A 14,662-nucleotide genomic window follows, 5' to 3' on the forward strand; every position below is an offset into this window, starting at 1 on the left:
AGCTGCAAGCTGAAGTCGAGACACGTCAAGCGCAGTGGCAAAGTGTCTCGACTTCGCTCGACACGAACGGGAACGGGAACGGGAATCCGCTGGCCGTTGCCTAAAGGCGCAGCCCCGTCGTCTCCGGCAGGCCCGCCATCAGGTTGAGGTTCTGCACGGCCGCACCGGACGCGCCCTTGCCGAGATTGTCGAGCGCCGCGACCAGACGGATTTGCGCGCTGTTTTCATCCGCAAACACGAACAGACGCATGATGTCCTTGTCCCGCAGCAGCTCGATGGGGAGCGTCGCCGCCTCATAGCCATCCGCCACGCTGATGATCGGCGAGCCGGCATAATGCTCGGCCAGTGCTGCGCGCATGGTGCCGGCATCCGCGCCATTGGCCAACAGATCGCGATGCAGCGGGACGTCCACGATCATGCCGGAATAGACCGGCCCGACGGCCGGCGCGAACAGCGGGCGATGCGTCAGGCCGCAGCGGGCCTGCATTTCGGGCACATGCTTGTGGCCAAGGCCGAGCGCGTAGGTGCGGAAGGCACTCGGCGCGCCATCAGCGCCCTCATATTCGGCGATCATGGCTTTGCCGCCGCCGGAATAGCCGGAGGCGGCGTTGCATGTGAGCTGCGTTTCGGCGGGGATGATGCCGGCTTTCACCAGCGGCGCGACCAGCGCGATGAAGCCGGTCGAGTAGCAGCCGGGATTGCTCACGAAGCGGGCTTTCGCGACCGCATCATGGCCGGAGACCTCCGGCATGCCATACACCCAGCCGTCGGCCACGCGATGCGCCGTCGAGGCGTCGATCACCCGCGTGCGATCATTGGCGATCATTTGCACGGACTGGCGCGCCGCGTCGTCGGGCAGGCAGAGAATGACGATATCGGCGGCGTTGATCGCTTCGGCGCGCGCGCCATCGTCCTTGCGGGCGGCATCGCCCAGCGTGATGAGATCGAATTCGCTGCGCCCCTCCAGCCGGTCCCGGATCTGGATGCCGGTGGTCCCGGCGGCGCCGTCAATGAAAATCTTTATCATGTCGTAATCCTGCGCCGGCCTGTCACCGGCTGTTCATGCGTGTCGCGGAGCCGCGCGACGACATCGTCCAGCGGCTCTATGGTCACGGCCATCGCGTGGGCATTGGCATGGATCAGGCGCTCGCCATCCACCATCAGCCCCACATGGCCGGGGAAGAAGATGATGTCGCCTCGTCGGAGCGCGGCGTTGTCGCCCAGCGCCTCGCCGACGGCCTCGGCCTGCTGGTCGGTATCGCGCGGTGCGTTGATACCACAGGCAGCCAGAGCGATCTGCACCAGCCCCGAGCAATCCAGCCCAAGGCCCCGGCCACCCCATATATAGGGCGCGCCCAGATGGCGCTCCGCGACGGCAACCCAGTCGCTCTCGACATCCGCGAGAGTGCGGACGTGCCGCTGATGGACAAATCCTTCCGCGATGGCGAGAAAATCGCCCTGCGCCGTACCCGCCAGTTTGGCACCGGCGGGCAGCAGCATCTGAACAGGCGATTTGATGTCAGCCGCCGCGAATACCGGCGCGATGCCGCGTGCGACATGGCTGGTCTCGGCAGGTTCGCCCAGCGCGTCCAGCGGCACATAGCCGACATAATGATCATGGGCGCAATAGCCCCAGGCCCAGCCGGCGCGGGCATCGAGCATGTGAAAGCTCTCGCCATAGAGCAGCTCGCTCACGGCGCTCGCGGCGGCATCCGGGGCGGCGCGCAGCATCGTTGCGGCCACCATGCAGCTGCGCGGCACCGGCGCGGCATAATGCGGCGCGAAATACAGATCGGCGAGGGCGACATCGGCCAGATCGGGCCGGATCGCGCGCACGCGCGGATCGTAGCTGCGGGATGTCCCATCCAGCTTCACGCTCTTGCGTTCGGGCGACGACGCCACGCTAGTCCCGGCGATGGTCTGTTTCATCGGCGCCCCCTGCGGCAAAACAGGCCGAAAGGTCAAGGGATACCCGACCGCAACGGTGCATCCCGGACCCCGGCGCAGATGCCCGGATCGCTCAATCCCCAGACTGTCCGTAGCGCTTTTGCAGCATGGCGAAGGTCGCGCGCAGGCCGAGGGCCTCGCCCCCCTTGGGTCGGCCCGGTTTTGCGGTCGGCCGCCATGCGAAGGTATCGAAATGCACCCACAGGGTCTTGTCCGGCACGAAGCGCTGGAGGAACAGCGCCGCCGTGGAGGCGCCGGCGAACGGGGTTTCGCCGCTGTTGGACAGGTCCGCGATGTCGCTCTTGAACAGGTCGTTGTAGGGCGCCCATAGGGGCAGGCGCCACAGCGGATCGTCCACGTCGCTGCCACAACTGGCCAGCGTGGCCGCCAGCGCATCGTCATTGGTGAACAGCGCGGGCAGGTCGGGGCCGAGCGCGACCCGCGCCGCACCGGTCAGCGTCGCGAAGTCGATAATGAGTTCGGGCTTGTCTTCGCCGGCCCGCGTCAGCGCGTCGCCGAGCACCAGCCGTCCCTCCGCATCGGTATTGCCGATCTCCACGGTCAGGCCCTTGCGGCTACGCAGCACATCGCCGGGGCGGAAGGCATTGCCGGCGATGGCGTTCTCGGCGACCGGCAGCAGCAGGTGCAGGCGCACCGGCAGGCCCGCACCCATCACCAGGTCCGCCAGCGCCAGCGCATGGGCCGCGCCGCCCATGTCCTTCTTCATCAGGCGCATTCCGGAGGCCGGCTTGATATCGAGCCCACCGGTATCGAAGGTGATGCCCTTGCCGACCAGCGCGACGCGGGGATGCTCCTCGCGGCCCCAGACCAGCTCGATCAGCCGGGGCGCATTGGCTCGGTCCGCCGCGCGGCCGACGGCGTGGATCATCGGATAGCCCGATTCGAGCGTATCGCCCCGCGTCACGGTCATGGTCGCGCCATGGCGCTCGGCGACCGCGCGCGTCTGCGCCTCGATCTCGTCCGGTCCCATTTCGGCCGTCGGCGTATTGACCATATCGCGCACCAGCGCCGTCGCGCGGGCTTGCGCGGCGGCACCGTCAATGGCGCCGGGCTGGCTGGTGAGCAGCACGCAAGGCCCCTTGGCCGCCGGTTTCGCTTTGTAGCGCTCAAAGCGATATTGCGCCGTCATCCAGCCGAAGATCGCGGGACCTGGCTCCCTATCCGCCAAGCGATAGGTTCCAGCCGGCAGCACGCCCGGCAATTTGGCAAGGCACCAGCTGGAGAGCGAGTCGACATTGGCGACATATGTCACCACGCTCCATGCATCGGGTTTTTCCCCGGGCAGGATGGCGTGGGCATAGGCTTTTGGCTGGTAATTCTGCGCCACGAGCGCGGCGCGTTCCCGCTCGGTCCGTCCGGCGAGCCATTGCTCATGGCTGGCGGCATCGATGAGGTGGATGAGATGGGCGGTCTGGCCCGTGTCGGGGCGCACGAGATCGGCTGGGTCCGTCATAATGCAGGGTTAGAGTGCGCAAGGGGCCTCGGCAAGCGCCGGCTGATCCGTTAGGCTCGCCCCATTCGTGAAAGGATTGCCCCATGGCCCCCATCAAGACCGCCACTCTGCTCAGCCTGTGCACCGCGCTGGCCGCCTGTAGCAATGAGACGGTCGCCAACAATATGCAGGCGCCGGTAGAAAATGCGGCCAACGCAGCCGAGCCCGCCAATGCGATGCAGGCCAATGCCGTGGCGGGCAAGTCGGTGGCGTTCACCAAGGGCGAATCCGAATTTCGCGTCAGCTGGCCTGCCGCGGCTGCTGCCATCGCCCCGCTCGATGCCATGCTGCAAGAGAGCGCGGAGAAGCAGCGCAAGGAAACGGAGGACGGCATCCGGGCAGAAGAAGCCTCCGCAAAGGAGGCCGGCTATCCCTTCCGTGGCTATAGCTACACCGAGGACTGGTCCGTGGCAGCCGACGTGCCGACGCTGCTCGTTCTGCGCAGCGAAGGCTATAGCTATACGGGCGGCGCGCACGGCATGCCTCTGGTCAAGGTTCTCTACTGGGGCAAGGCTGGGAACAAGACGCTGGAAGCCGGCGACCTGTTCGACATCGCTGCGCTAGGTCGCGCCGTTAAAGACCGCTTCTGCGCGGCTTTGAACGCCGAGCGCACCAAGCGGCGCGGAGAGCCCGTTGGCAGCGGGGAGGGCAGCCCGATCCCCGAATTCGACCAATGTGTCGATCCAACCAAGCAGACGATCATTGCCGCGACGTCAGGTGGTGGCGCGCTCAACCGCCTCCACTTCGTGATCATGCCCTATGAGGCCGGACCCTATGCGGAAGGGATTTACGAGATCGAAGTGCCGGTGGATGCGGCAGTGCTGGGCGCGGTGAAACCGTCCTGGAAGGGGGCCTTCGCGGCGGCGCAGTAGGCCCGCAATCCCCACCTCCCGTTCGTGTCGAGCCCTTCGACTGCCCGCAGGCGGGCAGTCGAAGGGCTCGACACGAACGGGAGGCTGGAAAGCTTCGTCAGACCGAAATCGGCACGCCAAACAGGTCGTGCTCGTCCGCATCCTCGATCTCGACGGTCACGAAATCCCCCGCCGCAAGCCCCGGATCGACGTCGCGCAGATAAACATGCCCGTCGATCTCGGGCGCGTCAGCCTGGCTGCGGCCGGTCGCCCCGACACTGCCGTCCTCATCCGGTTCGCCAACCTCGTCGATAATCACAGGCAGCGTCCGGCCGATCTTGGCGGCCAGCTTGGCGGCTGAAATCCGCGCGCAGGCGTCCATGATCCGCTGGAAGCGCTCTTCCTTGATCTCGTCGGGCACATGGTTGGGCAGGGCATTGGCCTGCGCGCCTTCCACCGGCTCAAAGCGGAACGCGCCGACGCGGTCGAGCTGCGCTTCCTCCAGCCAGTCGAGCAGATACTGGAAGTCCGCTTCCGTCTCGCCGGGGAAGCCGACGACGAAGCTGGAGCGGATCGCGATGTCCGGGCAGATTTCCCGCCAGCCGCGCAGGCGCTCCAGCACCTTGGCCTCGTTGGCGGGACGCTTCATGGCGCGCAGCACATTGGGCGCGGCGTGCTGGAAGGGGATGTCGAGATAGGGCGTCAGCAACCCTTCCGCCATCAGCGGGATCACCGCGTCGACATGCGGATAGGGGTAGACATAATGCAGCCGCACCCAGGGCTGCTCGCCCTGTGGCGTGCGCAGGCCGCCGAGTGCGCGGGCAAGGTCGGTCATATGGGTGCGGACGGGCTCGCCCTTCCATAACCGCTCCTCATGGCGCACGTCCACCCCATAAGCAGAGGTGTCCTGGCTGATGATCAGCAGTTCCTTGGTGCCCGCCGCGACCAGCTTCTCCGCCTCGCGCAGCACCGCATCGATCCGCCGGCTGGCGAGCTTTCCGCGCAGGTCGGGGATGATGCAGAAGGCGCAGCTGTGGTTGCAGCCCTCGCTGATCTTCACATAGCCATAATGGCGCGGGGTGAGCTTAAGGCCGCCCTCCGGCACCAGATCGACAAAAGCATTGGGGACGGGCGGCGCGGCATCGTGCACCGCATTGACCACATCCTCATATTGATGCGCACCGGTGATCGCCAGCACCTCCGGGAAGCGGGCGCGGATCAGCTCGGCTTCATTGCCCATGCAGCCGGTCACGATCACGCGACCGTTCTCGGCAATGGCCTCGCCAATTGCCTCGAGGCTTTCTTCCTTGGCGCTGTCGAGGAAGCCGCAGGTATTCACCAGCACCACGTCCGCGCCATCATAGTCCGGGGACAGCGCGTAACCATCGCTCCTCAGCTTGGTGAGGATACGTTCTGAATCGACCAGCGCCTTGGGGCAGCCGAGCGAGACCATGCCCACCTTGGGCGCGTCGGGAATTTTCAATGCCATGATTGCGCGCGCATATAGTGGTGGTCAGCGCAAAATGCGAGTCGTCCCGCGCAAGGCCCTTGAAGGTTCAGTTCGGCGATCAGTTCGGCGGCGGGCTTCTTTCGGCCGGCCCGTCATTGGCGATGATCTCGATGACCGTATCGCCCGCATAGAGCATCGCGGCCTCCGGCTCCCAGAAACCATAAGCGCGCCCGGCCCGGTAGAGCCGCACGCCCAGGCCGGTCTGGATCGCGCTCAGCGGTTCGCCCACCTCGGCCTGCGTGACGCGGCGCTCGCGCAGCTGCACGCGCCCGCCCGATGCGGCAAGATCGGCCATATAATCGGCGATATGAGCGCCTTGGCACGAACCGGCGAGCAGCAGTCCGGCGAAACTGACCGGATTGATGACCGTCGTCGCCCCCGCCTGGCGGGCGAGCGACTCATTGTCTGGCGCCCTCACGACGACACTCAGCGGGATATCGGGCGCGAGGTGGCGAGCCGTCAGCGTCACGAGGATCGAAGTGTCGTCGCGTCCGGCCGAGACGATCATGGCCTGCGCTTCTTGAACGCGCACGTCCATCAGCGTCTGGTCGCGCGTCGCATCCCCTTTCAGGATGTTGCAACCAGCGGCCTCGGCCAGCGCCAGCGATTCGTCGCTGCGCTCAATGACGACGATGCAGCGGGGGTCTGTGCCGCGCGCCACCAGCTCCCGCACGGCCTCGGAACCGCTCGTGCCGAAGCCGGCGACGATGATGTGGTTGGTGAGGGACTTCTGGATCTGCGACATGCGCCACCTGTGCCAAACATTGCGGAAAACGAACTGATAGGCCGTGCCAAGAAAGATCAGCCAGACGAAGATGCGCGCCGGGGTGACGAAAATGCTCTCAAACAATCGCGTCCGGTCCGTGACCGGCACGATGTCGCCATAGCCCACGGTGGTGACGGTTACGGCGGTAAAGTAGACGACATCGCCGAAGCTGACCTCCCCGTCGAGATTGTCGCGCAGGCCGTCCCGTTCGACCCAGTGAACCAGCAAAACGAAGGTCGCGAGGATGAGCATGGCACAGACCCGCCAGGCGAGATCCGCCCAGACCGGCAGGGACGAGCGTCGCCGGAGGAATGCGCGCGGCGGCACGCGGGGATCGTCGCGCTGGAACATCACCGGCCTTGTGCCAGTGGGGAGGGCAGGGTGCAAGGCGAGCAACCGGGGAGGGGATGTTGAACCTTCCTCCATCCTCTTCAGAGGAGGGGCTTGAGATCGCCGCCTTACTCTCCAGCCCCCGCCAGCCCCTCTTCCAGCGCCGTCAGCAGTTCATAATGCGTCAGATCGTAATGCAGCGGCGTCACCGAGACATAGCCCTCCGCCACTGCCGCCAGATCGCTGGCTTCCGGCGCGGAGTCGCTATGGTGCAGGCCGAACCAGAAATAATCATAGCCGCGCGGATCGGTGCCCGGGACGATGCGGGTGCGGTCGATGTCGTAGAAGCCCTGGCGCGCAACCTTGATGCCCTTGATCGCGCTGGCGGGCAGGGCAGGGAAGTTGACGTTGATGAGCGTGCGTTCCAGCGCATCCTGCTTGAGCAACGCGCGCACGACCCGCTCGCCCCAGGCCTCGGCCGCCTCGAACGGGATGCTGTCGCCCAGCCCCTCGCGCGAATAGACCTGGCTCAGCGCAATCGAGCGCACGCCGGAGATCGCGCCTTCCATCGCCGCCGAGACGGTGCCGGAATAGGTCACGTCCTCGCCCAGATTGGCGCCGCGATTGACGCCGGAGAGCAGCAGGTCGGGCTTCTGGTCCTTCATCAGATGCCCCACCGCCATCATCACCGCATCGGTGGGCGTGCCGGAGACGCTGTAATGCTTCTCGCCATGCTGGCGCAGGCGCAGCGGGCGGGAGAGTGTCAGGCTATGCCCGGCGCCCGATTGCTCCTCCATCGGTGCGACGATCCAGATGTCGTCCGAAAAGCAGCGCGCGATTTTTTCCAGCACTTTGAGGCCGGGCGCGTTCACGCCGTCATCATTGGTGAGCAGGATGCGCATCAGGCCGGCGTCAGCAATTTGAGGCCGCCGGTATAGGCGTGCAGCGCCTCAGGCACCGTCACGCTGCCATCGGCATTCTGGTAATTCTCCAACACCGCCACCAGCGTCCGCCCCACGGCGAGGCCCGATCCGTTAAGCGTGTGGAGGAAGCGCGTGCCCTTCTCGCCCTCGGGACGGTAGCGCGCATTCATGCGCCGCGCCTGGAAGTCGCCACAGGTCGAGACGGAGCTGATCTCGCGATAGGTCTGCTGGCTCGGCAGCCACACTTCCAGATCGAAGGTCTTGGTGGCGGAGAAGCCCATGTCTCCAGCACAGAGCAGCATCCGACGATAGGGCAGGCCCAGCGCCTCAAGAATGCCCTCGGCGGATTTGAGCATATGCTCATGCTCGGTCGCCGCCTGATCGGGTGTGCAGATCGCCACCAGCTCGACCTTCTCGAACTGATGCTGGCGAATGAACCCGCGCGTATCGCGCCCGGCCGACCCCGCCTCCGAGCGGAAGCAGGGCGTGAGCGCCGTGAACCGCATGGGCAGCGCGGCCTCGGTCAAAATCTGCTCGCGCACGAGATTGGTGAGGCTCACCTCGGCGGTCGGGATCAGCCAGTGGCCGGTGGTGGTGCGGAAGAGGTCTTCGGCGAACTTCGGCAACTGCCCGGTGCCGAACACCGCCTCGTCGCGCACCAGCAGCGGTGGATTGACCTCGGTATAGCCATTGGTCTCCGTCTGCCGGTCGAGCATGAATTGCGCGAGCGCCCGATGCAGCCGCGCCATCTGCCCCCGCAGCGCCGCGAAGCGCGCGCCGGACATGGCAGCCGCACCCTCGAAATCGAGGCCGAGCGCAGGACCGAAATCGGCATGGTCCTGCGGCGTGAAGTCGAAGCTGCGCGGCGTGCCCCAGCGGTGCACTTCCACATTGCCCGCCTCATCGACGCCATCGGGCACGTCTGCGGCGGGCAGATTGGGAATGGCGGCGAGGCGGCTCTGCACAGCCTCCGCCAGCGCCTTCTCCTGCGCCTCCAGCTCGGGCAGGCTGGTCTTGAGTGTCGCGACCTCCGCCTTCAGCGCCTCGGCTGTCTCCTTGTCGCCCTTCGCCATCGCCTGGCCGATGGCCTTGCTGGCCTCGTTGCGTCGCGCGAGGCCTTCCTGCACCTGCGTGGCGACGGCGCGCCAGCGCGTGTCCTCCTCGCCGATAGAGGCGGCGACCGGCTCCATACCACGGCGGGCGAGGGCGGCGTCGAAGGCGGCGGGATTGTCCCGAATGGCTTTGATATCATGCATGGCGCACCGCCTATGCCCCGCGCGCCATGGCCGATCAAGCGGCCAGCGATCTCCCAGTGGTGAGGACGCGACTGGCACCGCCGCCCAAGCCTGGCGAGGGCAGCGGTATTCGTCTCGTTCGGCCGCCGATTCACGGCGGATTCGGCCGTTGTTCAGTCATCGTTCAATGCGCTGGAAACAGTGCTTGTTTCACTCTCGGCTGCGCTCTATAGGCGCCGCGAGAGCGCCGGAAATCGGCGACTTGATCGACGCGGAGAAGTGAATGGCCTCGCTTGCAGATTCGTCGGATAAAAACGGCTCGAAAGGCTCGGGGATCGATCTTCCCGAGGGCTATCGGCCTTCCGCAGACGAAGAGTTTATGGGGCCGCTGCAGCTGGAATATTTCCGCCGCAGGTTGCTCGATTGGAAAAAGCAAATTCTCGCCGAGGCAGAGGGCACGCTCGCCACGCTGCAGAGCGAACCGCTGCGCGAGCCCGATCTCAACGATCGCGCCTCCAGCGAAACGGACTGGTCCATCGAGCTGCGCACCCGCGATCGCCAGCGCAAGCTCATCTCGAAGATCGACGCCGCGTTGCGCCGCATCGACGATGGCGAGTATGGCTATTGCGAAGTGACCGGTGAGCCCATCTCGCTCGGTCGCCTCGAAGCCCGCCCCATCGCGACAATGACCGTCGAGGCGCAGGAGCGCCACGAACGGCAGGAAAAAGTCTCCCGCGACGATTGATCATAGCGGCCGTCGGTTGGCTGCCCTCGTCCTGATAGCTCGCGCATCTTAGCAGGGTGCGCTGGCGACGAGCGGCGTTCGGCCGCTGGCCTTCCTGACTGATCAACTAGCGTTGATTGCGCGTGCGCGGTTCAGTGCTCGCGGGCTTTCTATTCTCTCGCGAGGCTGTCAACGGTGCCGGGCTGCCGCCTTCGCTCGGGGAGCATCCTTGTGCCCTAACCCGCGCGCTCACACCCGCCTACGGCAGTCAGCCCGCAATGACAGCAGGATTCTGCTGCATCTATAATCGCGCCAATGTCCAGAAACGAAAAAGCGGAGGAGAGCTGCTTCTAAGCGCTCGATCCTCCGCTTTGTCCCGTCGCCCGTGCCGGTCTTCCCGGCGGCTCCCTCTCCGAAGTAATCTTGTAAGAGCGATGGAGACGGGCCTGCCTAATGCAGTTTTATACAAAAAAAAAGGGCCGACCTCGTGAGAGATCGGCCCCTTGAGTCTTAGGAGAGGATGCCTGAAAGGCAGTTTCTAAATAGCACATCCGCTTTTTGCTGCAAGTGCGAAAAACGAAACTCGCTGATGCAAAAATGTAATTTGCGTATACAGCGTTGATATAAAAGAGAAAAAATTTTCTCCGAAGAGGAAACCTTCTTCATCCCTCTCGCTGCAGAGTTTTATCTCGCGCGCGCGAGAGGTGACGGAATCAACCGGCGATCGCCTCAAAGAAGCGAAAAAAATTCAAAGAAACCCGCCATTTTCTGATCATGGACAAGGGCGCCTTGCTCCTAGCTGAACATTGCAATCGAATGCAATGTCGCCCTCATTCGCGAATCACCTGCCCGCTTCGACGATCAGATGTCGCCGCTGAAGGTGTCGCACTGGGCAGGGTCGCCGGAGTCGTAGCCCCGACGCAGCCAAGCCACCCGCTGGGCGCTGGTGCCGTGGGTGAAGCTGTCCGGCACCGGCCGGCGCCCGGCGTCCTTTTGCAGCGTGTCATCGCCGATCGCTGCGGCAGCGCGCAGGCCTTCCTCCAGGTCGCCAGTTTCCATCAGACCGGTACGGCGTCCCCACACCCCTGCGTAGCAATCGGCCTGCAGCTCGATGCGGACCTGAAGTGCATTGGCTTGTGCTTCGCCCAGCTGCTGCTGCCTTTTGTTCACATCATCCAGCCGGCCCTCCAGATGCTGGACATGATGCGCGACTTCATGGGCAATCACATAGGCCTGGGCGAAGTCGCCCGGTGCGCCGAAGCGCTGCTGCAGTTCCCGGAAGAAATCCGTGTCGAGGTAGATTTTCTCGTCGAGCGGGCAGTAGAATGGTCCCATGGCCGATTGCGCGATCCCACAGCCAGATTGTCCGTTTTGGGCATAGAAAGAGAGGACGGCGGGCTTGTAGGTCTGGCCGCTTTGCCGGAAGAGATCGCCCCAGATGCGCTCGGTGGTGTTGAGCACCTTGAGCGAGAAGCTCTGCATCTGTGTCAGCTCTCCCTCCTGACCCGCAGGAGCGCCCTGTTCGGTCGCCGGCTGCGAGGTATCTCCGCCGGTCAGCAGCCCGCCACCGCTAAAGCTGATGAAGGCGAACACGGCGAGCGCGATTACCACCCCGCCGCAGCCGAAGCGGCTGCCGATCATCGGCAGCAACATGCCGAGCAGATTGCCGCCCCCGCCGCCGAAACCGCCCCCGCCGCCACGCTGGATCTCGTAGTTGCTGCTTTCCCGTTCGTCGTCGAGCCGCATTCTCGTCCCTTCCCCAGCGCGTGCTTGCATGATCACGCCATGGTCGATGTGTCGGGAAATTCTCCCCGCTGCGACGGTGAAATGCAACAAGGCTAGGAACTATCCCAACGCCCCGGCAATTCTGTGGGGATCACGACATCCGGTCCCCGCTCGGCGCTGGTGGACAGCCGGGGAATGGGATATTGCATCGCACCATGGATATGCCGACTCCGCGTCGCCGCGGCGGCCATGCGCCGCTTCCTTTGCCCGATCAGGTCGCGCTGGTCCTCCAGGGCGGAGGTGCGCTGGGGTCTTATCAGGCCGGCGTGATCGAGCGGCTGGCGGCGCTTGGCATCGGGATCGACTGGGTCGCGGGCATCTCCATCGGCGCCGTCAATGCCGCCATCATCGCCGGCAACACGGCCGATCAATGGGTGGCGCGTCTGACCGAGTTCTGGACTCTCGTCAGCAGCGGCCTGCCGAACATCTGCCTGCCCGAGGACGATCATCTGCGCGAGGGCGCACATCTCGCCGCCGCCGGCGCCGTGCTGCTCGGGGGCGTACCAGGTTTCTTCCGCCCGCATTTCTTGCAGCCCCTATGGGCACCGCCCGGAACGACGGAAGCGATCAGCTATTACGACACGGCGCCCTTGCGCGAGACGCTGGACCGGCTGGTCGACTGGGACCGGGTCAATCACGGTCCCATGCGGTTTTCCATTGGCGCAGTGGATATCGAGAACGGCAATTTCGTCTATTTCGACAATCAGGATCCGCAATGGCGGGGCCGGATCGATGCCCGCCATGTCATGGCTTCCGGTGCCCTGCCGCCGGGCCTGCCGCAGGTGGAGATTGACGGCCGCCATTATTGGGATGGGGGCCTGGTCTCCAATACCCCGCTCAGTCATGTCCTCGATCATCAGTCCGGTGATCTGCTGATCTTCCAGGTCGATCTCTTCCCGGCAGAAGGGCCGCTGCCGCGCGAAATGAGCGATGTCTGGTCGCGGCAAAAGGATATTCAATATTCCAGCCGCACCCGGCAGGTGACGGACCGCTTCCTGCGTACCCGGCGGGAGCATGAGGCGATCCGCGCGCTGCTGGATCGCTTGCCGCAGGACGTCGCCCAAACATCCGAGGCGCGGCGGCTGGCGGGGATGATCGAAGAAGGATCGGTCAACATCATCCATCTCATCCACCGCCTGCGCGCCTGGCATAGCGGCGCGCGCGATTTCGAATTTTCGCGCCGCACGATGCTGGATCACTGGGCGCAGGGCGATGCCGCCGTCGCCGCCGTGCTCTCGCACGGGACCCAGCTTATCGCGGAAAACATCGTCAGTGGCCGCAGCGCAACCTTCGACCTCGCGCTGACCGGTCAGATCAAGGAGAAGCAGGCATGAGTTTGAAGGGCAAGACAGCGCTGATCACCGGCTCCACATCGGGCATCGGCCTTGCTTATGCCAAGTCGCTGGCGGCCGAGGGCGTCAACCTCGTCATCAACGGCTTTGGCGATGCAGACGCCATCGAGAAGGAGCGGCTGGCGCTGGAGCAGGCGAGTGGTGCGAAGGCGATCTATTCCGGCCATGATCTCACCAAGCCGGAGGAGATCGAGGCGATGATGGCGCAGGCGGCGGAGGCCTTCGGCGGCGTCGATATCCTTATCAACAATGCCGGCACCCAGCATGTCGCGCCGGTGGAGGAATTCCCGCTCGACAAGTGGAGCCTCATCATCAAGCTCAATCTGGAATCCGCCTTCCACACCACCAGGCTTGCCGTGCCCTATATGAAGCAGCGCAAATGGGGCCGGATCATCCAGACCGCCTCCGCGCATAGCCTCGTCGCCTCGCCGTTCAAGTCGGCTTATGTGACCGCCAAGCACGGCCTTGCCGGCTTCACCAAAACGATCGCGCTGGAACTGGCGACCTTTGGCATCACTGCCAATTGCATCTCGCCCGGCTATGTCTGGACGCCGCTGGTCGAGGGCCAGATTCCGGACACGATGAAAGCCCGCAACATGACGCGCGAGCAGGTCATCAACGATGTGCTGCTCGCCGGCCAGCCGACCAAGGAGTTCGTGACGGTGGAGCAGGTGGCCGCGATCGCGATGTTCCTCTGCTCGGATCCCGCGAGCAACATTACCGGCGCGAACATCAGCGTGGATGGCGGCTGGACCGCTGCCTGAGGGCTAGAATTACGACAGCTAGATAGAAGCGCGCAGGAGCACTATTCGCAAATCTAGCTGGGATGGGGGCACTTAGCCCCAACGTCCTTGGCCCCTCCCTGGGGGAGGGAGGGGCCGTCGGGGACTGTGGGAGAGTATCAGCGCCGTGGGAGAGTAACGCTGATGAAGACTGTATAGCCCCCACTTGTCACGAGACTTTGTCGCAATCGGCGGAGTTTGTATCAATGTGTCGCAGCCGGCGCGACGGGCTCAGTTGCCGCTGCCGCCCAGCACGTTGATCGTGAAGGCCAGTACGCCCAGATTGAAGACAAAGGCGGCGAGGCAGTGGATCGTCGCCACGCGCCGGACCGAGGTGGAGGTGACCGCCACGTCCGAGGTCTGGAACGTCATGCCCAGCGTGAAGCTGAAATAGACGAAATCCCAATAGGTCGGCTCCTTGGTGCCGGGAAAGTCGAAGCCGCGCGCATCCGCGCCGCCCTCGTCCTTCGCGTCGCCCTCGCTCCGCACATAGAACATATGGGCATAATGGAGGGCGTAGACCATGTTGGAGAAGATCCACGCCAGTGCCAGGGTCCCGATGACCAGAGCCATGGCCTCGACGCCGGGATCGTGCCTGTTCTCAAGTTCGGAGAAGATTGCGACGAGCACCACCAGCGAGACCGCGCCGGTTATCCCCAGCAGCAAGGTGCGATTGGCATCGTTCCGCGCAGCCGACTGGCGCATCTGATCCGGCCCGGCGCGCGCCAGCAAAGGCCAGACGGACAGCAGAAAGATGCCGGCCGCCACGTCGAATCCTGCCATCATGGCATGGCGCCAGCCCAGCACCGGATGCAGTAGCGGCAGGCTGACAAGCAGGATCGCCGCAAAAGCGAGGAAGCGTATGGGCGCAAGGCGCCGTCCAAGGTCAAGAGCCATCGGCGCGACTATAGCGGGCGAAATTGCCTGCCGAACCTTGTTTCTTC

13 protein-coding genes are annotated in these 14,662 nt (G+C 64.7%); 4 read left to right on the forward strand and 9 right to left on the reverse strand.

Annotated elements, in window-relative coordinates; genetic code table 11:
• Nucleotides 1–100: 100 nt before the first annotated feature.
• The 3 genes from argC to M2335_RS05625 form a co-directional block, all read right to left on the reverse strand.
• Nucleotides 101–1,027, reverse strand: a complete 927-nt coding sequence (gene argC, locus M2335_RS05615) for an N-acetyl-gamma-glutamyl-phosphate reductase (RefSeq protein WP_264594057.1) — start codon at nucleotides 1,025–1,027, stop codon at nucleotides 101–103.
• On the reverse strand, nucleotides 1,024–1,929 hold the full coding sequence (locus M2335_RS05620) for a C40 family peptidase (RefSeq protein ID WP_264594058.1): 906 nt from the start codon (nucleotides 1,927–1,929) through the stop codon (nucleotides 1,024–1,026). Before M2335_RS05620 ends, argC begins: the two co-directional genes overlap by 4 nt.
• Nucleotides 1,930–2,020: 91 nt before the next feature.
• On the reverse strand, nucleotides 2,021–3,421 hold the full coding sequence (locus M2335_RS05625) for a leucyl aminopeptidase family protein (protein WP_264594059.1): 1,401 nt from the start codon (nucleotides 3,419–3,421) through the stop codon (nucleotides 2,021–2,023).
• Between the two features lie 83 nt (nucleotides 3,422–3,504).
• On the opposite strand from M2335_RS05625, the gene M2335_RS05630 reads away from it, so the two are divergent.
• Nucleotides 3,505–4,332, forward strand: coding sequence for a DUF3298 and DUF4163 domain-containing protein (locus M2335_RS05630; protein ID WP_264594060.1), 828 nt, complete (start codon nucleotides 3,505–3,507; stop codon nucleotides 4,330–4,332).
• 97 nt (nucleotides 4,333–4,429) lie between these two features.
• On the opposite strand, the gene rimO is transcribed toward M2335_RS05630, so the two are convergent.
• The 4 genes from rimO to serS form a co-directional block, all read right to left on the reverse strand.
• The gene (rimO, locus tag M2335_RS05635; protein WP_264594061.1) at nucleotides 4,430–5,800 is read right to left on the reverse strand and encodes a 30S ribosomal protein S12 methylthiotransferase RimO; all 1,371 of its coding nucleotides are present in this window, start codon (nucleotides 5,798–5,800) and stop codon (nucleotides 4,430–4,432) included.
• Nucleotides 5,801–5,879: 79 nt separating this feature from the next.
• A complete protein-coding gene (locus tag M2335_RS05640; RefSeq protein WP_264595363.1) occupies nucleotides 5,880–6,938 on the reverse strand; it encodes a potassium channel family protein in 1,059 nt (352 codons plus the stop codon).
• A 107-nt stretch (nucleotides 6,939–7,045) separates the two neighbouring features.
• Complete coding sequence (gene surE, locus M2335_RS05645; RefSeq protein WP_264594062.1) at nucleotides 7,046–7,819, reverse strand: 5'/3'-nucleotidase SurE; 774 nt, start codon at nucleotides 7,817–7,819, stop codon at nucleotides 7,046–7,048.
• On the reverse strand, nucleotides 7,819–9,096 hold the full coding sequence (gene serS / locus M2335_RS05650) for a serine--tRNA ligase (protein WP_264594063.1): 1,278 nt from the start codon (nucleotides 9,094–9,096) through the stop codon (nucleotides 7,819–7,821). Before serS ends, surE begins: the two co-directional genes overlap by 1 nt.
• A gap of 262 nt (nucleotides 9,097–9,358) precedes the next feature.
• Between serS and dksA the strand changes: the two genes are divergently transcribed.
• Entirely contained in the window at nucleotides 9,359–9,820 is a 462-nt protein-coding gene (gene dksA, locus M2335_RS05655) for an RNA polymerase-binding protein DksA (protein ID WP_181560338.1), read from the forward strand.
• Between the two features lie 840 nt (nucleotides 9,821–10,660).
• Here dksA and M2335_RS05660 read toward each other — a convergent pair.
• Nucleotides 10,661–11,545, reverse strand: a complete 885-nt coding sequence (locus M2335_RS05660) for a neutral zinc metallopeptidase (RefSeq protein ID WP_264594064.1) — start codon at nucleotides 11,543–11,545, stop codon at nucleotides 10,661–10,663.
• A 194-nt stretch (nucleotides 11,546–11,739) separates the two neighbouring features.
• Here M2335_RS05660 and M2335_RS05665 point away from each other — a divergent pair, with 194 nt between their 5' ends.
• Both M2335_RS05665 and M2335_RS05670 read left to right on the forward strand, forming a co-directional pair.
• Nucleotides 11,740–12,918: a patatin-like phospholipase family protein gene (locus M2335_RS05665; protein ID WP_264594065.1), complete on the forward strand. Its 1,179-nt coding sequence runs from the start codon at nucleotides 11,740–11,742 to the stop codon at nucleotides 12,916–12,918.
• Nucleotides 12,915–13,700, forward strand: coding sequence for a 3-hydroxybutyrate dehydrogenase (locus M2335_RS05670; RefSeq protein ID WP_181560335.1), 786 nt, complete (start codon nucleotides 12,915–12,917; stop codon nucleotides 13,698–13,700). The genes M2335_RS05665 and M2335_RS05670 overlap by 4 nt, the downstream gene beginning before the upstream one ends.
• Nucleotides 13,701–13,949: 249 nt before the next feature.
• On the opposite strand, the gene M2335_RS05675 is transcribed toward M2335_RS05670, so the two are convergent.
• A complete protein-coding gene (locus M2335_RS05675) occupies nucleotides 13,950–14,615 on the reverse strand; it encodes a DUF1345 domain-containing protein (RefSeq protein WP_264587646.1) in 666 nt (221 codons plus the stop codon).
• Nucleotides 14,616–14,662: the final 47 nt, after the last annotated feature.

The sequence above is a fragment of the Sphingobium sp. B12D2B genome (genome assembly GCF_025961775.1).
Lineage (GTDB): Bacteria > Pseudomonadota > Alphaproteobacteria > Sphingomonadales > Sphingomonadaceae > Sphingobium.